This window comes from Xanthomonas sp. CFBP 7698 (assembly GCF_003600855.1).
Taxonomy (GTDB): Bacteria; Pseudomonadota; Gammaproteobacteria; order Xanthomonadales; family Xanthomonadaceae; genus Xanthomonas; species Xanthomonas cannabis.
Genome location: NZ_PRDN01000002.1, coordinates 796,659 through 822,457, shown reverse-complemented (window position 1 = coordinate 822,457; position 25,799 = coordinate 796,659). Strand labels below are relative to the sequence as shown.

General features: G+C 64.8%; 19 protein-coding genes, 1 other RNA gene and 1 pseudogene. 11 read left to right on the top strand and 10 right to left on the bottom strand.

Annotated features, from left to right (window positions below):
• Positions 1–18 precede the first annotated feature (18 nt).
• Entirely contained in the window at positions 19–1,848 is a 1,830-nt protein-coding gene (gene typA / locus XnspCFBP7698_RS11475) for a translational GTPase TypA (protein ID WP_047695380.1), read from the bottom strand.
• Positions 1,849–2,090: 242 nt separating this feature from the next.
• Between typA and XnspCFBP7698_RS11470 the strand changes: the two genes are divergently transcribed.
• Positions 2,091–2,585 carry a peptidylprolyl isomerase gene (locus XnspCFBP7698_RS11470; RefSeq protein WP_104581679.1) on the top strand — a complete coding sequence of 165 codons (495 nt, stop codon included), beginning with the start codon at positions 2,091–2,093 and terminating at the stop codon, positions 2,583–2,585.
• A gap of 118 nt (positions 2,586–2,703) precedes the next feature.
• The gene (locus XnspCFBP7698_RS11465) at positions 2,704–3,690 is read left to right on the top strand and encodes a malate dehydrogenase (RefSeq protein ID WP_104581678.1); all 987 of its coding nucleotides are present in this window, start codon (positions 2,704–2,706) and stop codon (positions 3,688–3,690) included.
• A 189-nt stretch (positions 3,691–3,879) separates the two neighbouring features.
• Here the strand turns inward: XnspCFBP7698_RS11465 and XnspCFBP7698_RS11460 are convergent, their stop codons facing one another.
• Together XnspCFBP7698_RS11460 and XnspCFBP7698_RS11455 are read right to left on the bottom strand one after the other, a co-directional pair.
• Entirely contained in the window at positions 3,880–4,494 is a 615-nt protein-coding gene (locus XnspCFBP7698_RS11460) for a glutathione binding-like protein (RefSeq protein WP_039413192.1), read from the bottom strand.
• A 38-nt stretch (positions 4,495–4,532) separates the two neighbouring features.
• Positions 4,533–4,607: non-coding RNA, sX9 sRNA (locus XnspCFBP7698_RS11455), on the bottom strand.
• Positions 4,608–4,977: 370 nt separating this feature from the next.
• Here XnspCFBP7698_RS11455 and XnspCFBP7698_RS11450 point away from each other — a divergent pair.
• Positions 4,978–6,813, top strand: coding sequence for a chloride channel protein (locus XnspCFBP7698_RS11450; RefSeq protein ID WP_233548958.1), 1,836 nt, complete (start codon positions 4,978–4,980; stop codon positions 6,811–6,813).
• A 90-nt stretch (positions 6,814–6,903) separates the two neighbouring features.
• Here XnspCFBP7698_RS11450 and XnspCFBP7698_RS11445 read toward each other — a convergent pair whose 3' ends face one another.
• The 3 genes from XnspCFBP7698_RS11445 to XnspCFBP7698_RS11435 form a co-directional block, all read right to left on the bottom strand.
• Positions 6,904–7,365: a cell wall hydrolase gene (locus tag XnspCFBP7698_RS11445; protein ID WP_104581677.1), complete on the bottom strand. Its 462-nt coding sequence runs from the start codon at positions 7,363–7,365 to the stop codon at positions 6,904–6,906.
• Between the two features lie 610 nt (positions 7,366–7,975).
• Positions 7,976–10,009 (bottom strand): NADPH-dependent 2,4-dienoyl-CoA reductase, encoded by a 2,034-nt coding sequence (locus XnspCFBP7698_RS11440; protein WP_104581676.1) that lies wholly within the window; start codon positions 10,007–10,009, stop codon positions 7,976–7,978.
• Between the two features lie 266 nt (positions 10,010–10,275).
• Positions 10,276–11,298, bottom strand: a complete 1,023-nt coding sequence (locus XnspCFBP7698_RS11435) for a zinc-binding alcohol dehydrogenase family protein (RefSeq protein ID WP_104581675.1) — start codon at positions 11,296–11,298, stop codon at positions 10,276–10,278.
• A gap of 414 nt (positions 11,299–11,712) precedes the next feature.
• Here XnspCFBP7698_RS11435 and XnspCFBP7698_RS11430 point away from each other — a divergent pair, with 414 nt between their 5' ends.
• The 3 genes from XnspCFBP7698_RS11430 (at position 11,713) to XnspCFBP7698_RS11420 (ending at position 14,390) form a co-directional block, all read left to right on the top strand.
• Complete coding sequence (locus tag XnspCFBP7698_RS11430; RefSeq protein WP_029219243.1) at positions 11,713–12,810, top strand: OmpA family protein; 1,098 nt, start codon at positions 11,713–11,715, stop codon at positions 12,808–12,810.
• A gap of 199 nt (positions 12,811–13,009) precedes the next feature.
• The gene (locus XnspCFBP7698_RS11425) at positions 13,010–13,510 is read left to right on the top strand and encodes a hypothetical protein (protein WP_104581674.1); all 501 of its coding nucleotides are present in this window, start codon (positions 13,010–13,012) and stop codon (positions 13,508–13,510) included.
• 19 nt (positions 13,511–13,529) lie between these two features.
• Positions 13,530–14,390, top strand: a complete 861-nt coding sequence (locus XnspCFBP7698_RS11420; protein WP_104581673.1) for a pseudouridine synthase — start codon at positions 13,530–13,532, stop codon at positions 14,388–14,390.
• Here the strand turns inward: XnspCFBP7698_RS11420 and XnspCFBP7698_RS11415 are convergent.
• The gene (locus XnspCFBP7698_RS11415; protein ID WP_104581672.1) at positions 14,329–14,733 is read right to left on the bottom strand and encodes an HNH endonuclease; all 405 of its coding nucleotides are present in this window, start codon (positions 14,731–14,733) and stop codon (positions 14,329–14,331) included. The two genes, XnspCFBP7698_RS11420 and XnspCFBP7698_RS11415, sit on opposite strands and share 62 nt — an antisense overlap.
• Positions 14,734–14,735: 2 nt before the next feature.
• Entirely contained in the window at positions 14,736–15,944 is a 1,209-nt protein-coding gene (gene kbl, locus XnspCFBP7698_RS11410; protein WP_047695385.1) for a glycine C-acetyltransferase, read from the bottom strand.
• Between the two features lie 92 nt (positions 15,945–16,036).
• Here kbl and XnspCFBP7698_RS11405 point away from each other — a divergent pair.
• The 5 genes and pseudogenes from XnspCFBP7698_RS11405 to XnspCFBP7698_RS11385 all read left to right on the top strand — a co-directional run bounded on the left by XnspCFBP7698_RS11405 (position 16,037) and on the right by XnspCFBP7698_RS11385 (position 20,996).
• A pseudogene (locus tag XnspCFBP7698_RS11405) lies at positions 16,037–17,133 on the top strand (sulfate ABC transporter substrate-binding protein).
• Between the two features lie 2 nt (positions 17,134–17,135).
• On the top strand, positions 17,136–17,996 hold the full coding sequence (gene cysT / locus XnspCFBP7698_RS11400) for a sulfate ABC transporter permease subunit CysT (RefSeq protein ID WP_104581671.1): 861 nt from the start codon (positions 17,136–17,138) through the stop codon (positions 17,994–17,996).
• Entirely contained in the window at positions 17,993–18,946 is a 954-nt protein-coding gene (cysW, locus tag XnspCFBP7698_RS11395; protein ID WP_047695388.1) for a sulfate ABC transporter permease subunit CysW, read from the top strand. Before cysT ends, cysW begins: the two co-directional genes overlap by 4 nt.
• Positions 18,947–18,953: 7 nt before the next feature.
• Positions 18,954–19,985, top strand: a complete 1,032-nt coding sequence (locus XnspCFBP7698_RS11390; protein WP_104581685.1) for a sulfate/molybdate ABC transporter ATP-binding protein — start codon at positions 18,954–18,956, stop codon at positions 19,983–19,985.
• A gap of 294 nt (positions 19,986–20,279) precedes the next feature.
• Positions 20,280–20,996 carry a TorF family putative porin gene (locus tag XnspCFBP7698_RS11385; protein WP_104581670.1) on the top strand — a complete coding sequence of 239 codons (717 nt, stop codon included), beginning with the start codon at positions 20,280–20,282 and terminating at the stop codon, positions 20,994–20,996.
• Positions 20,997–21,738: 742 nt separating this feature from the next.
• On the opposite strand, the gene tdh is transcribed toward XnspCFBP7698_RS11385, so the two are convergent.
• Both tdh and XnspCFBP7698_RS11375 read right to left on the bottom strand, forming a co-directional pair.
• Positions 21,739–22,773 (bottom strand): L-threonine 3-dehydrogenase, encoded by a 1,035-nt coding sequence (tdh, locus tag XnspCFBP7698_RS11380; RefSeq protein WP_179455019.1) that lies wholly within the window; start codon positions 22,771–22,773, stop codon positions 21,739–21,741.
• Positions 22,774–23,363: 590 nt separating this feature from the next.
• Positions 23,364–25,778: a TonB-dependent receptor gene (locus tag XnspCFBP7698_RS11375; RefSeq protein ID WP_104581069.1), complete on the bottom strand. Its 2,415-nt coding sequence runs from the start codon at positions 25,776–25,778 to the stop codon at positions 23,364–23,366.
• Positions 25,779–25,799: the final 21 nt, after the last annotated feature.

Below are 25,799 nucleotides of genomic sequence, written 5' to 3'. Positions count from 1 at the left end.
GACAGTGGTCGTCAGTGCTTAGCCGGAACGGCCAGCGCGCTTACGGTCGCTTTCGGTCAGGAACTTCTTGCGCAGGCGGATTTCCTTCGGGGTGACTTCCACCAGCTCGTCGTCCTCGATGAAGTCCAGCGCCTGTTCCAGCGTGTACTTGATGGCCGGGGTCAGCTTGATCGCATCGTCCTTGCCAGACGCGCGCATGTTGGTCAGCGGCTTGGTCTTGATCGCGTTGACGGTCAGATCGTTGTCCTTGGAGTGGATACCGATCAGCTGGCCTTCGTACACGTTGTCGCCTTCAGCGGCGAACAGGCGGCCACGCTCTTCCAACGGCCCCAGTGCATAGGCCGGCGTTGCGCCCGGTGCATTGGCAATCATCACGCCGTTCTGGCGCTTGGCGATGGCGCCCTGTTCCTTCGGACCGTAATGGTCGAACACGTGGAACAGCAGGCCCGAGCCCTGGGTCAGGGTGCGGAATTCGTTCTGGAAGCCGATCAGGCCACGCGCCGGGATCATGTAATCCAGACGCACGCGGCCCTTGCCGTCCGGCTCCATGTTCTTCAGCTGGCCCTTGCGGGTGCCCAGCTTTTCCATCACGCCGCCCTGGTGCTGTTCTTCGATGTCCACCACCAGCTGTTCGATCGGCTCCATCAGCTTGCCGTCGATTTCCTTGATGATGACTTCCGGGCGCGACACGGCCAGCTCGTAGCCTTCGCGGCGCATGTTTTCGATCAGCACCGACAGGTGCAGTTCGCCACGGCCGGAGACCAGGAACTTGTCGGCGTCGGAGCCTTCCTCGACCTTCAGTGCCACGTTGTGCACCTTCTCGCGGTCCAGACGGTCGCGCAGCTGGCGGCTGGTCAGGAACTTGCCGCCGGACAGGTCCTTGTTGCCGGCGAATGGCGAGTTGTTGACCTGGAAGGTCATCGAGATGGTGGGCTCGTCCACGGTCAACGCCGGCAGCGATTCGGGGTGATCGAGCGCGCACACCGTGTCAGAAATGGTCAGCTCGGCAACGCCGGAGATGGCCACGATGTCGCCGGCCTCGGCGGTGTCCTGCTCGATGCGTTCCAGGCCCAAAAAGCCCAGCACCTGCAGCACCTTGCCCTGACGCTTCTTGCCTTCGCGGTCGATCACGCTGACCGGCATGTTCTTCTTCAGCACGCCGCGCTGGATGCGGCCGATGCCGATCACGCCGACGAAGTTGTTGTAGTCCAGCTGGCTGATGCGCATCTGGAACGGGCCGTCCGGGTCAACGTCCGGGGCCGACACGTGCTGCATGATCGCTTCGTACAGCGGGGTCATGTCGCCGTCGCGCACGTCCGAATCCAGGCTGGCGTAGCCGTTCAGTGCGGAGGTGTAGACGATCGGGAAGTCCAGCTGTTCGTCGGTGGCACCGAGCTTGTCGAACAGGTCGAACACCTGGTCGATCACCCAGTCCGGGCGTGCGCCGGGACGGTCGATCTTGTTGACCACCACGATCGGCTTGAAGCCCATCGCGAAGGCCTTCTGGGTCACGAAGCGGGTCTGCGGCATCGGGCCGTCCATCGCGTCGACCAGGATCAGCACCGAGTCCACCATCGACAGCACGCGCTCGACTTCGCCACCGAAGTCGGCGTGTCCCGGGGTGTCGACGATGTTGATGCGGTTGCCCTGCCAGGTGATGGCGGTGTTCTTGGCCAGGATCGTGATGCCACGTTCCTTTTCCTGGTCGTTGCTGTCCATCACGCGCTCAGCCAAGACGGTGCGTTCGGACAGGGTGCCGGACTGCTTCAGCAGGCAGTCGACGAGGGTGGTCTTGCCATGGTCGACGTGCGCGACGATGGCGATATTGCGGAGTTTTTCAATGGACATGCGGAAAGGGCCCCTGTCTGGCGCCAGTCTTGAGATGAGGTAAGCCCGACATTATAGCGGTTTCATTGCGCTGCCGTTGCCAATTGACCAAACTTGATTCAGATCGCCCATTCAGCCAGCGTGACGGGCCGGGGGATGTGGCAGGCAGGAGCGTTGGACCATGGTCGTATCCGCACGGTCGTCCACGCGCCCGGGTGTATCCTAACGGGCTGTTGATCACCCCAGAACCTGCAAGGATTTCCATGTCCCTGATCGCCACTTTCGACACGTCCCGCGGCCCGATCATCGTCGAGCTGTACCCGGAGAAGGCGCCGCTGACCGTTGCCAACTTCGTCAACCTGGCCAAGCGCGGCTTCTACAACGGCCTGAGCTTCCACCGCGTCATCGCCGACTTCATGATCCAGGGCGGCTGCCCGGAAGGGTCCGGTCGCGGCGGCCCGGGTTACCGGTTCGAAGACGAGACCAATAACGGCGTCGGCCACGAGCGCGGCGTGCTGTCCATGGCCAATGCCGGCCCCAACACCAACGGCAGCCAGTTCTTCATCACCCACACCGCCACGCCGTGGCTGGACGGCAAGCACACCGTGTTCGGCAAGGTCACCCAGGGCCTGGACGTGGTCGATAGCGTTGCGCAGGGCGACACCATCAACACCCTCACCATCGAAGGCGATACCGACGCCGTGCTGGCCGCCAAGGCCGACCGCGTTGCGGAGTGGAACAAGATCCTCGCCGCCTGATCGCATCCTGTCGAACGGCCGCCCTGTGCGGCCGTTTGCTTGTCAACGCGCGCCGCCAGGCCCTGGGCCCCGCCAGCGCGCCACCCCCACCAACGCTTTTTAGCAGAGGAAACACCCCATGAAAGCACCTGTTCGTGTTGCTGTGACCGGCGCCGCCGGCCAGATCGGCTATGCCCTGCTGTTCCGTATCGCCTCGGGCGAAATGCTGGGCAAGGATCAGCCGGTCATCCTGCAGTTGCTTGAACTGCCGCTCGAGAAGGCGCAGGCCGCCCTCAAGGGCGTGATGATGGAACTGGAAGATTGCGCGTTCCCGCTGCTGGCCGGCATGGTCGGTACCGACGACGCCGAAGTGGCGTTCAAGGACGTCGATGTCGCCCTGCTGGTGGGTTCGCGTCCGCGCGGCCCTGGCATGGAGCGCAAGGACCTGCTGCTGGCCAATGCGGAGATCTTCACCGCGCAGGGCGCGGCGTTGAACAAGGTCGCCAGGCGTGACGTCAAGGTGCTGGTGGTCGGCAACCCGGCCAACACCAATGCCTATATCGCGATGAAGTCGGCGCCGGACCTGGACCCGAAGAATTTCACCGCCATGCTGCGCCTGGACCATAACCGCGCGCTGAGCCAGCTCTCGGCCAAGCTCGGCAAGCCGGTCGGCGGCATCGAAAAGCTGGTGGTGTGGGGCAACCACAGCCCGACCATGTACCCGGACTACCGTTTCGCCACCGCTGACGGCGCCTCCATCGGCGATGCGATCAACGACCAGGAATGGAATGCATCCACCTTCATCCCGACCGTGGGCAAGCGCGGCGCGGCGATCATCGAAGCGCGTGGCCTGTCCTCGGCTGCGTCGGCTGCCAATGCTGCCATCGATCACGTGCGCGACTGGGTGCTGGGCAGCAACGGCAAGTGGGTCACCATGGGCGTGCCGTCGGACGGTTCCTACGGCATTCCGGAAGGCGTGATGTTCGGTTTCCCGGTCACCACCGAAAACGGCAAGTACACCATCGTCAAGGATCTGCCGATCGACGACTTCAGCCAGAAGTACATCGACAAGACCCTGGCCGAGCTGGAAGAAGAGCGCAGCGGCGTGTCGCACCTGCTGGGCTGAGTCATACGTGTGTCGCAAGTAAAAAACGCCGGGCACTGCCCGGCGTTTTTTTGTGGCCGCATGCCGCTGGTTTCGCCAAGCGATGCGATGCGCGGCGATGGCGCGCCTGAGGCGGGGTGCCTTGCGACGTGCATCTTCAGCGATGCACATCGCTGGCAGCCACGTCGCGTCACCAGGCAGCGGTGGCGTTTACGCCAGGCCTTCGGCCGACAGCGCAGCCTGCACATCGGCGTCGGCCTGCATGCGCTGGAAGAAGGCATCCAGTGCGCTCAGCCCGCTCAGATCCACGCCTGCCTTGTTGGCCCAACGCACCGTCACGAACAGATAGGCATCGGCTCCGGTATGGCTGTCGCCGGCCAGCCACTGGCGGTCTTGCAGATGTGCATCGACGCGGGTGTAGAGCGTGCGCAACTTGCTGCGTGCATCGTCTTGGCTGCGCGCAATCAAGGCCTCGTCCTGCAGATAGGCGGTGCTGCCGAAGATGGGCTTGAAGGCCGGATGCACATCGGCATTCGAAAAGGCGATCCAGCGGTTGATCTCGGCGCGGCTGCGCGCGCTGCCATCGCCGCCCAGGCCGGTAAGCGGGGCGATGTCGGCGATGTAGTTGAGGATGGCGGCATTCTGGGTCAAGGCCCAGTCGTCGACGACCAGCAGTGGCACCGCACCGGCCGGGTTCAGGCGCAGATACTCGGGCGACTTCATGGTGGCTGCATCGACCACGACCAGGTCGAAGGGCAGCCCGGACCAACGCAACACGATGTGATCTGCCAGCGAACAGGCGCCCGGCTTGGTGTAAAGCTTCATGGTCAATCCAATGAGGGACAGGTGCGCAAGCTTAGAGCAGCCAACAGAACGTAGCGAGCAGTCGTCAGGTAGCTGTGGACAGCGCGCTCGGAACCGAAGTACGCGTGGTACATGCCGATTCCGGGCGCCGACCGCCCCGCCTGACGGCTGCACAGTGGTGTTGTCAGCCCCTCTTAGGCGGCGTATGCCGCTGCCGTGCGGTCGTCCGGCCGGCAGCGAGCGTGGTGCGGGCGGCTGCGTGTGGCCATCGAATGCGCATGCAAGGCGAGCCAGGTGGCGCATGTAGGGCGCCGCCGGCTCGATGCGACGAGAGAAAGAGCTAGACGTCTTTGCTGCGGTGTCCTGCCAGGCGCGTGGGAGGTCGCGTGCTCGATCGAACGACATGCCTCGCCGATGCGGTGCGCGCGCCGATTTAAGTTCCAGCCAGCTACTACGAGGTGATCGGCGTAGCCTTTGCCGCGTCGCATTTTCTGGCGTTTCCCCTTGAACGACTCTGCTCCCACCACGCAATCACGCGCGGCGATTCCGCTTGTCCCCTCGTTGGGCGCCGCGCAGGTGCAGGCCCACTTGCCGCAGCAATCTCCACCGCTGGAACGTCGCGTGATCTGGATCGCCAGCCTGAGTGTGCTGCTGGCGTTCGTGGTGGCCGGCGTGGCGCAGGTGCTCACCGCGTTGATCGGACTGGTGACCAATCTTGCGTACTTCGGGCGCCTGCGCACCGAGATGGTCAGCCCGGCAGGACACGCACTGGGTGCCTTGGCCATTGCAGTGCCGGTGATCGGTGGAGTGATCGTCGGCATCATGGCCCGCTATGGCTCGCGCGCGATTCGCGGGCACGGCATTCCCGAAGCGATGGAACAGGTGTTGCGCAACGACACCCGCATTCCGCCGATCATGACCTGGCTCAAGCCGACATCGTCTGCGGTGGCGATCGGGACTGGCGGGCCGTTTGGTGCGGAAGGGCCGATCATCGCCACCGGTGGCGCGCTCGGTTCGCTGCTGGGGCAGCGGCTGCATGTCACTGCCGACGAGCGCAAGACCTTGCTTGCCGCAGGTGCAGCCGCAGGCATGGCCGCGATCTTTGCGACACCGATCGCAGCGGTGGTCCTGGCGATCGAATTGCTGCTGTTCGAACGCCGCGCGCGCTCGTTGATTCCGGTGGCATTGGCTGCGATGGTCGGCGCTGCGATGCATGCTGTGTTCGAAGGCAGCGGGCCGGTATTTCCGATGCCGGCATTGCCGCCGGCGATGCTGAGCGCGTTGTTCGCCTATGTCGCGATGGGCGCGCTGGTCGGTGCGATCAGCGTTGGGGTGACGCGTCTGACCTACGGCATCGAAGACGCGTTCGAGCGGATTCCGCTGCACTGGATGTGGTGGCCTGCGATTGGTGGCCTGGTCGTCGGCATTGTCGGCTATTGGGTGCCGCGCACGTTGGGTGTGGGCTACGACAACATCGTTCTCGTGCTGGGCGGCAGCGCGGGGCTGGGCACGATGCTGGTGCTGTGCGTTGCCAAGCTGGTGTCCTGGTCGGTGGCGCTGGGCAGCGGCACGTCCGGCGGCACGCTCGCACCGTTGTTCACCATCGGCGGCGCATTGGGTGGCGTGCTGGGGATCGCGTTGGCGACGTATGCGCCCGCCCTGGGCGTGGATCCGCGAATGGCGGCACTGGTGTGCATGGCGGCGATGTTTGCAGGCGCATCACGCGCATTTCTGGCGTCGGTGATCTTTGCCTTCGAAGCCACGCAGCAAACGCACGGGTTAGTGCCGTTGTTGGGTGCCTGCGCGGCGGCGTATCTGGTGTCGGGCCTGATGATGCAGCACACGATCATGACTGAAAAAATCGTGCGTCGCGGTGTTCGCGTTCCATCGGACTACAGTGCGGATCACCTGGATCAGATTGCCGTGCGTACCGTGTGCAGCCGCGACGTGGTGAGCCTGCATGAGACGCAAACCCTGCACGAGGTACGCCAGTGGTTGAGCAGTGGCGCAGCAGGCATCACCCATCACGGCTTCCCCGTGATCGGATCCGACGGTGCGCTGCGGGGCGTGCTCACACGCCGCGATCTGCTCGATTCCCGCCACGCAGACGACCTGCCGCTCTGCGCACTCGTGCAACGCGCCCCGGTGGTAATCGGTGAAGAGCATTCGTTGCGCGATGCCGCCGATCACATGAGCGATGCCGGGGTGGGGCGGTTGGTGGTCGTCGACGGGGCGCAAACATTGCGCGTGCTCGGTATCGTCACGCGCAGTGATCTACTGGCGGCGCACCGCGGACGCCTGCGTGCATCACGCGATATCACGTGCAGCGCGATGCAGTAAATCGTTATCCGTGGGAACGGCGGCAAACACTGCGTGCATGCGGGCGGCGGTAACGACACGCCGCAGCGCACTGCAAGGCAGGGATGTCGGTCAAGACGCAGTGCGCGGACGCAGCTTCTGCACGCGGTAGAACGTGTGGTCGCCGATGGTGGCAACCTGATAGGCGTTACGCCAGCTCGGGTTGGCGATTGCACTGGCGGCGAAGTGGCTCGCGCCTGGCACGATCTCCTTGCGCTGCCCCACGGGCAACGCCCAGTTGCGTTCCGCAGCCAGGGCCACGCCCAATGCCTTGTTCCAGGCATCGTCATTCTTCAACTGCGTACCCGGAGAGACGATGGTGGGTGCGAACTGCTTGCGCGCGGTCACCACCTGGCACATCGAGTCGCCCCACAGTCCGCTATCCAGCCGACGCAACGCAACTTCTGCAACGGCCTGCTGGCCACGCAAGGTCTGGTCGCGCGCTTCCAGGTAGACGGTGGTACTCAAACACAACGAATCTGCAGCAGGCTGCGGCAATAATTGCGACAGCCAGAGTATCCAAGCCAGTTTCATAGAACTCCTTGCTCCGTATGGGCCGATCCGCAGAGCGCCCAATGTGGGTGCACCAGTGCGAAGGGCTTGGCGTCATGGGGAGGCGACCTGTCACGGGCCGCCCGGTCTCCGGCGAAGAGAGATCTACCGGAGGTGCCCACCAAGTGGGTGGGTCAAAAAGTTGGCGCAAGGTAGGCGCCGATCACACAATCGTGGCTGAATGGGCGGGGTTGACGTGGCGTCAGCGCGGCCACGCCTACGTTGTGCAGGTGTCGGCTCACGCATCGCAACACGCTGCACGCTTCGCATCGGCAGAGCGACACGCGCGCTTTGCGAAACGGCGGGCGATGCAGCGCAGCACGATAGCGCGCGCTAATTTTTTAGTTCACGCGGCCTGCACGCAATGCGTGTTCGACAGCGAACACACATGCGCGTTTTCTGTCCCATGAGACCGTTGCAACCGCGATGTCATTGCGCACGGCGCACGACAAAAGCACTTACGTCGGCAAGGACGCGTTCCGGCATACAAGCAGAAGCCGCATGCGCTTGATCGTCAGATGCACAATGACCGAAGCTGCGCCACGGCATGAAGGCAGCTCTCGGCGCACTGGCGTCGTTCGAGTTGGGTTGTTTACAACGTGGCAGCGAGTCGGCTGGCCTGGTTGATGGCACGCTTGGCATCCAGTTCGGCGGCCACGTCTGCGCCGCCGATCAGATGCGGTTGCTGACCGTTGGCCTGCAGCGCGGCAAGCAATTCGCGCCGCGGCTCCTGACCGGCGCAGACCACCACCGTGCCCACGTCGAGCAGTTGCTCGCTGCCGTCCACGCGGATGCGCAGGCCGGCATCGTCCACCCCCAGGTACTCCACACCACCGAGCATCTTGACGCCTTTGGCCTTGAGCGTTGCGCGGTGGATCCAGCCGGTGGTCTTGCCCAGCCGCGCGCCGGGGCGCCCGGGGCTGCGCTGCAACAGCCAGACCTGGCGGGCAGGGCGCTCAGGCTGCGGTTTGCACAGCGCGCCGCGGGCCTCGAAGGTCGGATCCACGCCCCATTCGGCCATCCAGCGCTGTGGATCCAGCGATACCGACGCACCCTCGTGCACCAGGAATTCGCCGACATCGAAGCCGATTCCACCGGCTCCGATGATCGCCACCTTGCCGGCGGCGACGTGGCGGCCCAGCACCACGTCCAGATAGCTGACCACCATCGGATGATCGGCGCCGGGAAAGTCCACCTTGCGCGGCTCGATACCGGTTGCCAGCACCACCTCGTCGAAGTCCTTCAGGTCGTCTGCCTGCGCGCGCGTCTGCAGTCGCAGCTGCACGCCGGTGGCCTCGATGCGGTGGCTGAAATAGCGCAGCGTTTCAGTGAATTCTTCCTTGCCGGGAATGCGTTTTGCCACGTTGAACTGGCCGCCGATGGCGCTGCTCGCATCGAACAGCGTCACCCGGTGACCGCGTTCTGCCGCCACCGTCGCGCACGCCAGGCCCGCGGGTCCGGCGCCGACCACGGCGATGCGCTTGGGCGTGGCCGTGGGTGCGTAAACCAGCTCGGTTTCGTGCACGGCGCGCGGGTTGACCAGGCAGGTGGCCAGCTTGTTTTCGAATACATGGTCCAGGCACGCCTGATTGCAGGCGATACACGTATTGATGGTGTGCGATTGCCCGGCGCGCGCCTTGTTGGCCCACTGCGGGTCGGCCAGCAACGGCCGTGCCAGCGACACCATGTCCGCCGCGCCGTCGGCGAGGATGCGCTCGGCCACCTCCGGCATGTTGATGCGGTTGCTGGCCACCACCGGAATGCGCAGGTGCGGTTTGAGCTTGGCGGTCACGCTGGCGAATGCGGCGCGCGGAACCGAGGTGGCAATGGTCGGAATGCGCGCCTCGTGCCAGCCGATGCCGGAGTTGATGATGGTCGCGCCGGCCGCTTCGATCGCCTGCGCCTGTGCCAGGATTTCCTGCCACTGGTTGCCGTCCTCGACCAGGTCCACCAACGACAACCGGTAGATGATGATGAAGTCCTCTCCGCAGGCCTCGCGGATGCGGCGCACGATCTCCACGGCAAAGCGCATGCGTTTGGCTGCGTCGCCGCCCCAGGCGTCGCTGCGCTTGTTGGTACGCGCGGCGGTGAACTCGTTGATCAGATAGCCTTCCGATCCCATCACCTCCACGCCGTCGTAGCCGGCCTCGCGTGCCAGCCGCGCTGCGCGGGCATACGCGGCAATCTGCCGATCTACTGCCGATGCCGACAACGCGCGCGGGGTGAAGGGGTTGATCGGCGCCTGCAGTTTGGAAGGCGCCACTGACAACGGATGGTAGGCATAGCGCCCGGCGTGCAGCAGTTGCAGGCAGATCTTGGCGCCGTGCGCGTGCACCGCCCGGGTGACCTGGCGATGCGGGCGTACTTCCCAGGGCCACGACAGCTTGCCGCCGAAAGGTTTGAGCCAGCCCACCACGTTCGGCGAGAAACCGCCGGTCACGATCAGGCCGACACCGCCCTCGGCGCGCTCGGCAAAATACGCGGCCAGCTTGGGGAAATCGCGCGCGCGGTCTTCCAGCCCGGTGTGCATCGAGCCCATCAGGACCCGGTTGCGCAGTTGGGTGAAGCCCAGATCGAGCGGGGTGAACAGGTGCGGGAAGGCGGAAGGGCCGGTGGCGGGCGACATGAGATGGATACGCTGGCGTACGGAGTGCGCACGATGCCGTCAAACGGGCGTGGCGGCAAGCCCTGGTAGCGGATTTCGCTTCGCGACGGCACCGCAGGCACCATCGCGCCTTCCGTGCGCGCCACCGCCTTCTTGCGTACCGTCTGCCCATGCAGCCGCAGCGGGGCCAGATCCTGGCGCTCGTTGTCACCGGATGGCAGGCGTCGGCAGCGTGCCGCGCGTCCGCTGCCTCTGCCGTGCAAGCGGTGGCGTAGCCGCCGATGCGCTTACCAGCCGGCCAGCACCAGCTTGCCGATCGTGCTGCCGCTTTCCAGGCGCCGATGCGCCTGGCGCAGATTCTCGGCGTTGATCGGCGACAGCGTCTCGGTGTGCGTCGAGCGTAGCTCGCCGGCATCGATCAGGCTCGCGGCGCGGTTGAGGATGCGGTGCTGTTCCACCATGTCGCCGGTCGCATGGCGCGCCCGCGCGAACATGTGCTCCCAATGGATGCCGATGCACTTGGACTTGTAGGGGCCGCCAATGGTCAGCGCACCGCGCGGCTCCACGATCAGGCCGACATGTCCTTGCGGTGCCAGGACTTCGCCCAACTGCTGCCAGTAGCGGTCGGTATCGGCCAGGTTCAGCGCCGCGTCCACGGTCTGCAGGCCCAGTGCCTGTAACTGCGCGTGCAGCGGCCGATGGTGGTCGATCACATGATGAGCGCCCATTTGCCGGACCCATTCGATGCTCTCCGGGCGCGATGCAGTCGCAATCACCGTGAAGCCGGCGTGCCGTGCCAACTGGATCGCGATCGACCCAACGCCACCAGCACCGCCGGTGATCAACAGGTGCCGGCCGCGTTGACGCGCGCCGTCGAAGGCGAAGGGCATGCGCTGGAACAGCAGCTCCCAGGCCGTCAGGGTGGTCAGCGGCAATGCCGCTGCCTGCGCAAAGCTGAGCGAGGTCGGCTTGCAGCCGGCAATGCGTGCATCCACCCACTGGAACTGCGCGTTGCTACCCGGCCGGCCGACATCGCCGGCGTAATACACCTCATCGCCTATCGCAAAAGCGGTCACCTCCGGACCGACCGCTTCGATCACTCCGGCCGCGTCGTAGCCCAGGATCATCGGCTCGGGCAAGGCCTGCGGCGTGGACGCGCGTACCTTGGTGTCGACCGGATTCACGGAGATCGCCTCCACCCGTACCAATAAGTCATACCCCGAGGGCGCTCCGGGGCTTGGTAGCTCGATGTCAAGCAGCGATGCGGGGTCGTCGATCGGCAAGTATCTGGTGAGGGCGACGGCTTTCATCGGGGCGCTCCTGATGGGAAGTTCAGGGTGCGTTGTGAAGTCAGTGCGCTGCAACCACGCACCCCACAATTCAGCTCGCACGGGGCCTGGCGTTCACCTATGTGGTTTTCCTGCCACGCTGGGGCACCGGAAAGTGCCTTGCATGGAACCGTCTTCAATCGCCTCGATTCGGCTGATGTTCATGTGCTTCGATAAGCGAAAGTGAGCGCCGGGCCCTTTTCTTCATGAAACTGTATACGTAATATCGAGTGGGCTCGGCGGCCCTGGCGATTGCTTTCACATGTTATATGACCGTTAACGCGATCTTCACCGAGGCCGGCTTAATCTGCGCCCCGATGGCTCTGGATGTGACGAGCATCTTTACCAAGAACACCGCCTCTATCGGTTTTATCTCCCAAAGAAGGAGCTGTATAAATGAACAAGAAAATTCTCACTGCCGCGTTGCTCGGCGGTCTGGCAGTGGCCCAGGCTGCTTCCGCGCAGGAGTTCGATGACCGTTGGTACCTGACCGGTAGCGCTGGCTTCAACTTCCAGGACAGCGATCGCCTGACCAATGATGCTCCGTTCGTCACCCTGGGCCTGGGCAAGTTCGTCAGCCCGAACTGGTCGATCGACGGTGAACTGAACTATCAGAACCCGAACTTCGACGCCAACCAGGACCAGAACTGGAGCCAGTACGGCATCTCGTTCGACCTGCGTCGCCACTTCATCCAGGAAGGCCGCGGCTGGAACCCCTACCTGCTGTTCGGTCTGGGCTACCAGCGTTCGGAAGAAGAATTCGACGCGACCCCGAACCCGGTGTCGCCGGGCCAGCAGAAGGACGGCAACTTTGCCGCCAAGGCTGGTGTCGGTCTGCAGACCACCTTCGACAAGCGCGTCGCCGTGCGTGCTGAACTGGCCTACCGCGCCGACTTCAACGACCAGAGCGTTGCTGCTCCGCAGGAAGATTGGTTCGGCGACGTGCTGGCTTCGGTCGGCGTCGTGATCCCGCTGGGACCGGCTCCGTCGACCGCTCCGCCGCCGGCTCCGGCTCCGGTTGCTCCGAGCTGCGCCGATCTGGATGACGACGGTGACGGCGTCAACAACTGCGACGACAAGTGCCCGAACTCGCAGCCTGGCCAGACCATCGGTCCGGACGGTTGCCCGGTTCCTGTCTCGATCGACCTGAAGGGCGTGAACTTCGACTTCAACAAGTCGACCCTGCGTCCGGATGCCGTGTCGATCCTGAGCGAAGCGACCGAAATCCTGAAGCGTTACCCCGACCTGAAGGTCGAGGTTGCCGGTCACACCGACTCGAAGGGTACCGACGCGTACAACCAGAAGCTGTCCGAGCGTCGTGCGACCACCGTGTACGACTACCTGACCAAGAACGGCGTCGATGCGTCGCGTCTGGTTGGCCCGATCGGCTACGGCGAGAGCCGTCCGATTGCTCCGAACGCCAACCCGGATGGTTCCGACAATCCGGAAGGCCGTGCGAAGAACCGTCGTACCGAGCTGAACGTCCAGAACTAATCTGGCCGCTGGCTTGCTCCATACAAAACCCGGCCTCGTGCCGGGTTTTGTCTATGTGTGATCCGAAAACTCCCGAATTCAGCCGCAGCCGGACCGCCAGCTGTCTGCGTTGCCATCGATATGCGGTTCCTGTTGAAACAGCGTTCATCGCTGCCTACACTCGCCGCGTCGACACCATACTTTTACTGGAAGAACCACGATGCTGCGTACCGCTTCGGCAGGATTGCTCTGTCTCACCTTGATTCCCGCCGCCTACGCCGCACCGAACTGCGCCGGCAACACGGTCTCCCAGCCGCTGCCGTTGCCTGCCACCGTCATCGCGCCGGCCGCTGCCGAGTTCTATGCCCGCAGCGTGCAACTGGGCATGCCCACCGGCGTGCTGGCACAGCCGTACAGCAGTGATCAATCGGTCGACCGCGTGCTGCTGCGCCTGCGCGTGGAAGGCTGCCAGGACCTGGCCAAGGTCATTCCACCGGGCGGCACCGTCAACCCGAACGATCCGGCGGCCTACAAGGCCACGACCGCTTTCGACAACACGCCGTGGCGCTTTGACATGAGCCAGAACGGCAAGCGCATGACCGCCGAAGAATTCGATGCCTGGATGAAGGCGCGCGGCGTGCGCGTGGTCAAGGCGCGTCCGGTGGCCGCACCGGCGCCGGACGCGCCTGCTGCCGACGTCAAGCCGGTCGAAACCAAGTAAGCCGCACGGTCGGGACGGCATGACCCGGCGACCACCGCCGGCGACGTCCCGGCCTCGTCAGCGCGCCCCGGCGGCACCGGTGCGCGGCGTGCGTGCATCGGCTGCAGGTGCCGATCACTCTGCGCCACGCCATGGGCTGGCGCGGGTGTTGTCCAAGCTGGGTGTGTGTTCGCGCACCGAAGCGGCGCGCTGGATCGCCGATGGGCGGGTCAGCGTCGCCATGCGGGTGATCCGCGACCCCGAGTTTCCAATCCGCACCGACCAGCAGGCATCCATCACCGTCGATGGTCAGCCGCTGGCCGGGCCTGCGCGCCTGTACCTGATGCTCAACAAACCGCGCGGTGTGGTGACCACGGCCCGCGACGAGCAGGGCAGGGACACCGTTTACCGCTGCTTCGATGGCGCCGGTCTGCCGTGGATCGCGCCGGTGGGGCGGCTGGACAAGGCCAGCGAGGGGCTGCTGCTCTTCAGCAATGACCCGCAATGGGCTGCGGCAGTGACCGACCCGGGCAGCGGGCCAGACAAGACCTATCACGTGCAGATCGATTGCCGTCCGAGCGCCGAGCGGCTGGCGCAACTGCAGGCCGGGGTGGTCGACCCCGACCCGGACGGCGGCGGGGCGTTGCTGCGCGCCAAACAGGTGCGCTTGTTGCGCGAAGGCGAGCGCAATGCGTGGCTTGAAATCGTGCTGGACGAAGGCCGCAACCGGCAGATCCGCCGGCTGCTGGCGGCCGTGGATATCGGTGTGCTGCGGCTGGTGCGCGTGGCGATCGGTTCGCTGGCAATGGGGGCGCTGGGCAAGGGCGCCTGGCGCGAGCTCAGTGCGGCGGAAGTCCGGGCGCTGATGTCGGCTCCCGCCAGCGCGCCAGGCGCGCGCTGAGCAAGGCGCCGACCACTTCGACGGCGCGCGCATCGCCAGCACCGTTGGCGTCATGGCGCCGGCCCTTGGCGTGGTTGCAGCCGGCACAGGCCAGCGCGAGATTGCGTGCGTCATTGGGGGCGTCGCCGACCAGCGCGCAGAGCGCGGCGGCGGCGCGCCGGCCGAACCAGGCCTGCGGCACCACGTGTTCCAGGGTGGTGTGGCCGAGCGGCTCGCCGTCGGCACGGACCTGCAGGCGCCGCCGGCAATGCAGGCAGCGGGTTTCCCAGCGATCGGCAAGCCGCTGCGCCTGGGCATCGGTCTGCGCCGCGAGCAGGAGCCGTTGGCGCAGGACCGTGCGCATGCTCAGGACTTGATGACGTCCAGTTCGCGGCCGATCTTGATGAAGGCCTCGATGGCCTGATCCAGGTGCTCGCGGGTGTGTGCGGCGCTGATCTGGGTGCGGATGCGCGCCTGCCCCTTGGGCACCACCGGGAAGAAGAAGCCGATGGCGTAGATGCCTTCTTCGAGCAGGCGCTCGGCAAACTTCTGCGCCAATGGCGCGTCGTAGAGCATCACCGGGCTGATCGGGTGCACGCCGGGCTTGAGATCGAAGCCGGCCGCGGTCATGCGCTCACGGAAGTAGCGGGTGTTCTCCACCAGCTGCGTGCGCAGCTCGCCGGCCGCGTCCAGCATCTCGAACGCCTTGATGCCGGCGGCCACCACGTGCGGCGGCAGCGAGTTGGAAAACAGGTAGGGTCGCGAACGCTGGCGCAGCAGTTCGATCACTTCGCGCCTTGCGGTGGTGAAGCCGCCCAGTGCGCCGCCCATGGCCTTGCCCAGGGTGCCGGTGAAGATGTCGATCTGGTCCAGCACGCCCTTGACCTCGGCCGAGCCACGACCGCTGGCGCCCAGGAAGCCGGTGGCGTGGCATTCGTCGATGTGCACAAGCGCGTTGTACTTGCGGGCCAGGGCAGTGATCTCGTCCAGCGGGGCGATGAAGCCGTCCATCGAGAACACGCCGTCGCTGGTGATCAGCTTGGTCTTGCAGCCGGCCGCGTCGGCGGCCTGCAGTTGCGCTTCCAGGTCGGCCATGTCGCAGTTGGCGTAACGGAAACGCTTGGCCTTGCACAGGCGCACGCCGTCGATGATGGAGGCATGGTTGAGCGCGTCGGAAATGATCGCATCCGCTTCGCCGAGCAATGGTTCGAACAGGCCGCCGTTGGCGTCGAAGCAGGCCGCGTAAAGGATGGTGTCTTCGGTGCCGAAAAACTCGGCGATGGTGCGTTCCAGTTGCTTGTGCAGGTCCTGGGTGCCGCAGATGAAACGCACCGACGCCATGCCGAAGCCATGCGTGTCCAGCGCGTCCTTGGCGGCCTGGATGATGTCCGGGTGGTCGGCCAGGCCCAGGTAGTTGTTGGCGCAGAAGTTCAGCACGCTGCGGCCGTCTGCCAGGGTGATCCGGGCCGACTGCGGGCCGGTGATGATGCGCTCGGACTTGAACAGGCCCTGGGACTGGAGGGTCTCCAGTTCGGCGGCGTAGTGGGCGGTGAGCGCGGCAGGCGGACGGGTCATGGCGGTCGCTGTGGCAAAGAAAGAAGCGCAATGTTAACGATCACAATGGCATACCACTACGTCATGCAAAATCGGCATAAGCGGCGACGTGGATGTCATTTCACCGCCCGCGTGCCGCTGCGCAGCATGGCATGCTTGCTGTTCAGCTGCGCCCACCGGCCAGGAGATCGTTGTGACACACCCCCGTATCCGTCTTGCTTCCCTGTTCTGCACGCTGCTGGCGCTGGCCGGCCCGGCCGGCGCGCGCGATATCGGGCTGCTCAACGTGAGCTACGACCCCACCCGCGAGTTCTACCGCGACTACAACACCGCCTTCGCAGCCCAGTGGAAGCAGCAGCATCCGCAGGACACGGTGACCGTGGAAACCTCGCATGGCGGGTCGGGCAAACAGGCGCGGGCGGTCATCGACGGCATCGAAGCCGATGTGGTCACCCTGGCGCTGGCCTACGACGTGGACGCGATTGCCGAAAAGGCCAAGCTGATCGACAGCGATTGGGAAAAGCGGCTGCCGGACAACAGCGCCCCTTACACGTCGACGATCGTGTTCCTGGTGCGCAAGGGCAACCCGAAAAATATCCACGACTGGCCGGACCTGCTGCGCTCGGGCGTGGCGGTGGTGACGCCGAACCCGAAGACCTCCGGCGGTGCGCGCTGGAACTATCTGGCCGCCTGGGCCTATGCCGACCACATCTTCAAGGGCGACCGCGAGCGCATCCTGCGCTACATGCAGGCCCTGTTCCGTAACGTGCCGGTGCTCGATACCGGTGCACGCGGCGCCACCACCACCTTCGTCCAGCGCGGGATCGGCGATGTACTGCTGGCCTGGGAAAACGAGGCGCTGCTGGCGCGCGAGGAACTGGGCAAGGACAAGTTCGAGATCGTGGTACCGAAGCTGTCGATCCTGGCCGAGCCGTCGGTGGCGCTGGTGGACAAGAACGTGGACAAGCACGGCACCCGTGATGTGGCCGAGGCCTATCTCCGTTACCTGTATGCACCGGAAGGCCAGAAGCTGGCTGCCAAGCACTTCTATCGCCCGCGGCATCCGGAGTTCGCCGATCCGGCGGATGTGGCCCGCTTTCCCGACATCAAGCTGGTGACCATCCAGCAGGCCTTCGGCTCGTGGGACAAGGCACAGCAGGAACACTTTGCCGACGGCGGTCTGTTCGACCAGATCCAGGCCAAGAAGTAGCCATGCAGACATCGGTTGCATCCGGCACGGTGTCGCCATCGCGCCGGCGCGTGATGCCGGGGCTGGGCCTGAGTCTGGGCATCACCCTGACCTGGCTGGGCCTGATCGTGCTGATCCCGCTGCTGGGGATTTTCATCAAGACCAGTGGGCTGGGCTGGGAGGGGTTGTGGAAGGTCTGGAGCGAGCCGCGCGTGCTGTCGGCATTGCAGGTGAGCTTCGGCACCGCGTTTGCGGCCGGTGCCTTCAATGCGGTGATGGGCACCTGGGTGGCATGGGTGTTCGTGCGCTACAGCTTTCCGGGCAAGCGCTTGTTCGATGCGGTGATCGATCTGCCGTTCGCGTTGCCCACGGCAGTGGCCGGTATTGCGTTGACCGCGTTGTATGGCGGCAACGGCTGGGTCGGGCGTTGGCTGGAGGCGATCGGCATCAAGGTGGCCTACACTCAGCTGGGCATCGTGCTGGCGCTGGTATTCGTGGGCCTGCCGTTCGTGGTGCGGGTGGTGCAGCCGGTGCTGGCCGAAAGCGAGCGAGAGCTGGAAGCGGCTGCCGCCACGCTGGGCGCCTCGCGCTGGCAGACGGTGTGGCGGGTAGTGCTGCCGGGGCTGTGGCCTGCGGTGCTGACCGGCTTTGCGCTGGCGTTTGCGCGCGGGGTGGGTGAGTACGGCTCGGTGATCTTCATTGCCGGCAACCTGCCCAATGCCACCGAGATCGCGCCGCTGCTGATCACCATCCGGCTGGAAGAATTCGACTACGCCGGCGCCACCGCGATTGCGGCGGCCATGTTGCTGCTGTCGTTCGTGATCCTGCTGCTGGTCAATACGTTGCAGGCACGCCTGCTGCGCTATCAACGGAGGCCCGCATGAGCGATGCTGTCTCATCGTTGCCCTCCCTGTTGCAGACACGCACGATGACCGAGCAGGCGCGCCGCATCACCGACTCGGCCACCAACGAGCCGCGCTGGGTGCAGTGGTTGATGATCCTGGGCGCGTTGGCCTTCCTGCTGGCGTTCCTGCTGCTGCCGCTGGTGCTGGTGTTCGCCGAGGCGTTGCGTGGCGGCTGGGATACCTTCCTGCGCGCAGTGGTCGACCCGGATGCGTTGTCGGCGATCAAGCTGACGCTGATGGTGACCGCGATCGTGTTGCCGCTGAACCTGGTCTTTGGCGTCGCTGCGGCATGGGCCATCAGCAAGCATCAGTTCCGGGGCAAACGCCTGCTGGTCAGTTTGATCGACCTGCCGTTCTCGGTGTCGCCGGTGGTGGCGGGCCTGATCTTCGTGCTGATCTTCGGGCGCAGTGGCTGGGCCTGGCCGCTGATCGACGAAGGGTGGCGGGTGCAGCTGCCGGCGCTGGGCGAATTCGTGATCCAGCTGCCGCGGATCGTGTTCGCGTTGCCTGGCATCGTGTTGGCAACGACGTTCGTCACTTTCCCGTTCATCGCGCGCGAGCTGATGCCGCTGATGGAGCAGCAGGGCAGCGATGAAGAGCTGGCTGCACTGAGCCTGGGCGCGAGCGGCTGGCAGATGTTCTGGCGGGTGACCCTGCCCAATATCCGCTGGGGCCTGCTGTACGGCGTGCTGTTGTGCGCGGCGCGCGCGATGGGCGAGTTCGGCGCGGTATCGGTGGTGTCCGGGCATATTCGCGGGCGCACCAACACGCTGCCGCTGCACGTGGAAATTCTCTATAACGAATACGCCTACAGCGCCGCATTTGCCTGCGCCTCGCTGCTGGCCTTGACCGCGCTGCTGACGCTGGCGTTGAAGACATATCTGGAATGGCGGCACGGCGATGCGCTGGCCGCCAACCACCGCCATTGAGGTGACCATGGGCATCCGCATCCACCGCCTGCGCAAGCAGTTCGACACCTTCACCGCGCTGGACGACATCACCCTGGACGTGCGCCAGGGCGAGTTGCTGGCCCTGCTCGGTCCCTCCGGTTCGGGCAAGACCACCTTGCTGCGGATCATGGCCGGGCTGGAGCATGCCGATGGCGGGCAGGTGCTGTTCGGCGACGAAGACGCCACCCGCATGAGCGTGCAATCGCGCCGGGTCGGCTTCGTGTTCCAGCACTATGCGCTGTTCAAGCATATGGACGTGTTCGAGAACATCGCCTTCGGGCTGCGCGTGCGGCGTGGCAACGAGCGCTGGGCCGAAGTGCGCATCCGTGCACGCGTGGAAGAGCTGTTGGCGCTGGTGCAGTTGCAGGGCCTGGAGCAGCGCTATCCCACCCAGCTCTCCGGCGGCCAACGGCAGCGCGTGGCATTGGCGCGCGCGCTGGCGATCGAGCCGCGCGTGCTGCTGCTGGACGAGCCGTTCGGTGCGCTGGATGCGCAGGTGCGTCGCGACCTGCGCCGCTGGCTGCGCGAGCTGCACGAGCGCACCGGCCTGACCACGGTGTTCGTGACCCACGATCAGGAAGAGGCGCTGGAACTGGCCGACCGCGTGGCCATCCTCAACCGCGGCCGCATCGAGCAGCTCGACACGCCGGCGATGATCTACGACAAGCCGGCCTCCCCATTCGTGTATTCGTTCGTGGGGGCGGTGAACCGCATTCCCGGGGTGCTGGCGCAGGGGCAGATCCAGGTGGCCGGGCATGCGCTGCCCGCGGCCAATGCGGCCCTGGCCGCAGGTCCGGTCGAGGTGTACGTGCGTCCGGAAGACCTGGTCCCCGACGAGGCGGGCTGGCCGGCCAGGGTGGCCTGGTCGCAGCGCAGCGGCGCGCGTCTGCGCCTGCGCGCGACGCTGGAGCCGGCAGGCAACGAGGTGGAAGTGGAACTGCCGGCGTCGGCCGGAAGTTTTCAGCCAGGGCAGCAACTACGCCTGGCCGCGCGCCACTACGGCGTGTTTCCGGCCTGACCAGGCCGGCTGGTACCAGCCGGGAATCGGGATGGGCGATAGGGGATTGGAGCACGGCAGGGATTCTCTTCGCTGTGGCCAATCCCGAATCCCCAATCTCCACTCCCGTCCCATCAAGATTCGGCTCTGCCGGTCGATGAGACGGAGGCCTGATCGGCGTCATCGGCTTGTGCAGGATGTGCGCTGGATCCAGCGAGCGCGACGTTCATGTTGCGCTGCAATGACAGTTCGACTAAGAAGTCAGTGCAGCTCGCTTCGCGCCATCCGCCCGCCCATCGCTCCAGGAGATGCCCCATGAAGCAGACCCCGCTCGCCTGTTGTCTGTCGTTGCTGTTGTTGTCTGTCGTGCCGCTGGCACAAGCGCAGGAGGAAGACGCGACTGCCTCGCCACTCAGCGGGACCTTTGCGGTGACCAGCGACTACCTGTTCCGCGGTATCTCGCAGACCAACGAAGACCCGGCGTTCCAGGCCGGGCTGACCTACAAGTTGCCGTATGGCTTTTACGTCGGCACCTGGGGTTCCAATGTCGACTACGGCGCTGGCGATCCGGATTGGGAAGTGGACGGCTTCGTCGGCTACAACACCGACCTGAGCGCCAACTTCAACCTGGATGTGATGGTGAACCGCTATCAGTACCTGGGCGCGGGCGCATCCAACTACGCCGAGCTGATCACCAAGACCACATTCCTGAAAACCTACAGCCTGACCCTTGCCTACACCAACGATCTGTACGGCACCGACACGGACGGCTACTACTACGCGCTGGATGCCAATTGGGCATTGCCGCACAACTTCACCATCGGCGCCCATGCCGGGCACAGCATTTATACCGCCGCACTCAGCAAGGTGGACCACGACTACAACGATTTCGGCGTCAACGTGGGCAAGACCTTCGGCCCGCTGGGCTTGACCGTGGGTTATTACGACACCAGCGAAGCGGCCGAATTCGGTTTTGGCCGGCAGAATTCGCAGAACCACCTGGTGGCGACGGCGACGGTCACCTGGCCGTGATGGCGATGGACTAAACAGCGGCTCTGACGAGTCGGCTGTGAAGGGGTGAGGCGGCAAGAGTGGCTACGTGGATTCTTCGCCGCCTGTTTAAACGACGCTTTGCTTTAAATCTTGGTTGTTTTGTTTTGGCGTGATTGCATCGTGCGGATCGATCACCCGTAGAGCGGTTGATCTGTGTCTTGGCTGCAGGGCCCTTGCCCGCCCACCATCACGGGACACGCTGCAAGTACGTCCATGTAGCTCCGTGGCGGCATCCATGCCGCCAAGGGTCCCGCGACGGTGGGCGGGCAAGGACCAGTTGAGACGGTCCTTGCGTCGCGTTTTCAAAAAGCACCAGTAAACCGTCTGATGCGGGTTTCGTTCTTCAATGAAGCAATCAGCAAACTGGCGGCAGCGGTGTTTTGTTGTTCAATCAAGCAACCAGCAAGCCGTGTGACGCGGTGTTTTTTTTCAATAAAGTAACCAGCGAACTGTCTGGTGCGGTGTCCTCGCCGCTTGCGGGACCGTTGGCGGCATGGATGCCGCCATCGAGTCCCCATGGACGGGTTAACGGCGTGTCCCGAAGGCGGTGAGGGCACCGCGCACTCGACCGGCTGAGCTTTGTCTGCATCCTCGCCGACGTCGCGTGTATTGAAGCGCTCGCCTGCATCCAAGGATCACCCGCTGCGTTTTAAGCACTTCTGAAGACCGAAATACAAAAGGCGCCTCGCGGCGCCTTTTGCGTATCTGCACCATTAGCCAATCAATTCCAGCTCAACACAACCTTGCCGGCCTTGCCTTCTTCCATCAGGTCGAAGCCTTTCTGGAAATCGTCGATCGGCAACTGATGGGTCAGCACCTTGTGCAGCGGGAAACCCGACAGCACCAGCTGCGTCATCTTGTACCAGGTCTCGTACATCTTGCGGCCGTAGATGCCCTGCACGGTGAGACCCTTGAAGATGATCTTGTCCCAGTCGCAACCGGCGCCGCGCGGCATGATGCCGAGCATGGCGATCTTGCCGCCGTGGTACATGCAGTCGAGCATGTCGTTGAACGCGCGCGGGTTGCCGCTCATTTCCAGGCCCACGTCGAAGCCTTCCATGTGCAGGTCGGCCATGACGTCCTTGAGCGAGGTCTTGGAGACGTTGACCACGCGCGTGGCGCCCATGTCGGCGGCCAGTTTGAGGCGGAAGTCGTTGACGTCGGTGACCACCACGTTGCGCGCACCGATGTGCTTGCAGATGCCGGCGGCAATGATGCCGATCGGGCCGGCGCCGGTGATCAGCACGTCCTCGCCGATGACATCGAATTCCAGCGCGCAATGCGCGGCATTGCCGTACGGGTCGAAGAAGGCGGCCAGCTCGGACGGAATCTGGTCCGGAATTGGCCACAGGTTGGACGCCGGCATCACCATGTATTCGGCAAAGGCGCCGTTGACGTTGACGCCGATGCCGACCGTATTCGGGCACAGGTGCGGACGGCCGCCGCGGCAGTTGCGGCAGTGGCCGCAGACGATGTGGCCTTCGGCCGAGACGCGCTGGCCAACCTGGTAACCGGTGACCGCCGAACCGAGCTCGGCCACGCGGCCGACGAACTCATGGCCGATGGTCAGGCCGGGGGTGATGGTGCGCTGGCTCCACTCGTCCCACAGGTAGATATGCAGATCGGTACCGCAGATGGCGGTCTTTTCCAGCTTGATCAATACCTCGTTGGGGCCTGGCGTGGGCACGGGAACCTGTTCCAGCCAGATGCCTTTGTTCGCTTCGCGCTTGACCAGCGCCTTCATCGTCTGCGCCATCTGGCGGGGCCTGCTGAGTGAAAGATAAGCCGCCGATTATATGCGGGGGCCAGGCGTATGCATGTGGCGGTGCAGGAGCAATGGTCCCGGCGCAGTCCGGGTCGGGTGGTGGTGGTGATGGGTGGGGGGCAGACAGGATGCGTCTGTTGACGGGCGTTGCCCCCATCCGCCCTTCGGGCACCTTCCCCCGCAGGCGGGGGAAGGGCAGGGAAGTCGAGCGAGAGAGAAGTCGAGGTACAAGGGAGTCGAGCGACAGAGAAGTAGAGCTACAAGGAAGTCGAGCGACAGGGAAGTCGGCAAGCAGGGACGTCGACAAGGAGGAGGGGGCCGCTGTGCAAGACCGGCCACCGCTCGGGTAAGGCAGAGAGGAAAAGCGGAGAAGGCAAAAAGTAGATGAGGCCGAGAACGGCAGGGAAGACAGAAAGCAGGTGAGGCGAGATACGGATAAGCCGAGCAAGTGTGAACGTATGGGAACGGACGCTGCGGACCGGCTTGAGGCGTCAAGACGCTGCCGGCCTGCCTTCTCCCGCGCGCGGGAGAAGGTGGCGCGTAGCGCCGGATGAGGGCGCTTTCAGGCGGTGCAGCGCTACTTAAAACTTCACATCCAGGCTCATGAAGTACTGCCGTGGCGCACCCACCACCATGGTCTGGTTGTAGCCGTTCGGATCGGAGGCGACGTAGCCGTTGGTGCCGGTGCTGGCGAAGTAGCGCTTGTCGGTGAGGTTGGTGATGTTGAGGGCGAGCGCGACATTCTCGACCGGGCCCACGCGGCCGAAGTCGTAGCGTGCGCCGGCGTTGAACAGCCAGTACGACGGCACCTGCGAGTCGTTGAGGAAGGTGATGTAGCGCTTGTCGACGTACTTGCCGTCCAGGTCCAGGCGCAGGTTGCCAAGCTGGTAGCTGGCGCTGGAGGAGAACATCAGCGCCGGAATGCCGACCACGTCCTTGCCGGAGGTGGCGACCACGCCGTTGTTGAGGTAATCGTCCTGATAGCGCGAGCGGTTCCACGACAGCGAGTTCAACCAGCTCAGGCCTTCGACCGGGCGCCACATCAGCGCCAGATCCGCACCGGCGCTGTGCACCGCACCGACATTGCTCAGGATCGAGGCGCAGGTCTGCACCGCGGTGCACGGCGAGGTGGTCAGCAGGCGGTTGGAGAACTTGGTGAAGTAGGCGTCAGCCGAGAGCTGGAACTGCTCGTCCTGCAGGCGGTACCCCATCTGCACGGTTTGTGATTCTTCCGGCTCCAACGTGGAGCGGCTGCGGTCGAAGGCGGCCTGCGAGGTGGCGAACGGAGTGAAACCGAAGGCGGCGATGTTCTTGCTGTAGGACGCGTAGATGTCCTGGCGCTCGTCGAGTTTGTAGTTCACGCCCACCTGCGGCAGGAAGTTGTCTTCGGCGCGGATGCGGCCCTGCGCCAGTGCGGTGGTCGGCACCAGCGATTGCGCACGCGTAGTGGTGTCCAGCGCCTTTGCGCCGTAGTTCAGCGTCAAGCGGTCATCGAGCAGGCGCACGGTGTCCTGCAGGTACAGCATGCGCGTCTGGGTGGTGTAGCGCTGCTGGAAATCGCGGCGGAACGGGGTCTGTGCTTCGTAGACGTTGTACAGCGAGGTATAGCCCTCGTTGCCGAGCGCGAAGTAATTGCGGCCCTGCGTGGTGCGCGCGTTTTCCGCCCATGCACCGACTTCCAGATCGTGGTTGCCCCACGACCACTTCAAGGCGCTGGTGCCGCCAAAACGGTCCAGGCCATAGTCGGTGGTACGCATCGACACCGGAATCTGTGCCGAGGTGGCCACGTACGGCGTCACCCATTGCCCTTCGCCACGATTGGCGTGGTAGTAGCCGGTGGCATCGAGCGTTGCGCCACCGAACACGAAGGTGCCGGACAGGCCGGCAAGATTGTCGCGACGCAGGCCGCCGCCGGCGTAGTAGCTGGCATCGAGCCAGCTGTAATCGCTGGGCAACCCGGCCAGCGATTGCGGGTAACCGTTGGCCACGCCGCTGGTGGCGCCGGTGTTTTGATACGCGCGCGCCATCTGCACGGCGGTGGCCCAGTCCGGCTGCAGATAGTCGTAGTCCCAGCCCAATGCGCGCTGGCTGGTCAACGACAGATCCATGTAGTCGTATTCCTTGCGCCGCGAGGTATCCACGAACAGGCTCAGGCGGTTGCCGTCGCCCCACTGGTACACGGTCTTGAGGTTGGCCTGTTCGGAGGTCTGGTCGCCGAAGCCCTTCCACTTGTCGGTGCTGGCGTTGGCGTAGGACAGGTACGCCGACAAGCCGTTGCGTTCGCCGGTGTCGGCGCGCACGAAGGTGCGGCGCGTCGCATCGCTGCCCACCGTCTGCACCAGCCGCGCGCCGGGCGTGGTCTGCGGATCGGCCGAATAGAACTGCATGGTGCCGCCGAGATTGGTATTGGAGGCGGTGCCAAGCGCGCCGGCACCTTGCGCGATTTCCACCGAGCCAAGGTTTTCCGAAATGATGGCGCGGGTGATGTGCAGGCCGTTGGTGACGCCGTAACTCATGTTGCCCAGCGGGATGCCGTCGAGCGTGTAGCCCAGACGGCTCTGATCGAAGCCGTGCAGGGTGACCTGCGTGGACCACTCGTAAGTGCCGAACGGGTCGGCGGACTGGAATTGCACGCCGGGCAGTTTTTCGACGGCCTTGAAGGCGCTGCTGCCCGGTGTGAGTTGTTCGATGTCCTGGCGGCTGATGCGCTGCACCTGCCGCGTACTGCCCTGCGAGACCACGTTGATGGCGTCCAGCTGCGTTGCATTGCCTGTGGCATCGGCCGGCGTTACCGGTGCGTCGGCCACGCTGGCGGTCACCGGGTCGGCGGCCTGCGCCATGACGGGAAGCAGCGCGGCCAGTGCGAGCGCCAGCGGAGTGACATCAAAACGACGAGCGGAAGTCATGGGGGAATCCTGTTCGAGCACGGCTGAGGGCGGACGCGCGGTGCAACACCGGCGTTTCGCGACGCAGGGTGTCAACGGCTCATGAAACATTGATGACGGCGGCTGTCGCAA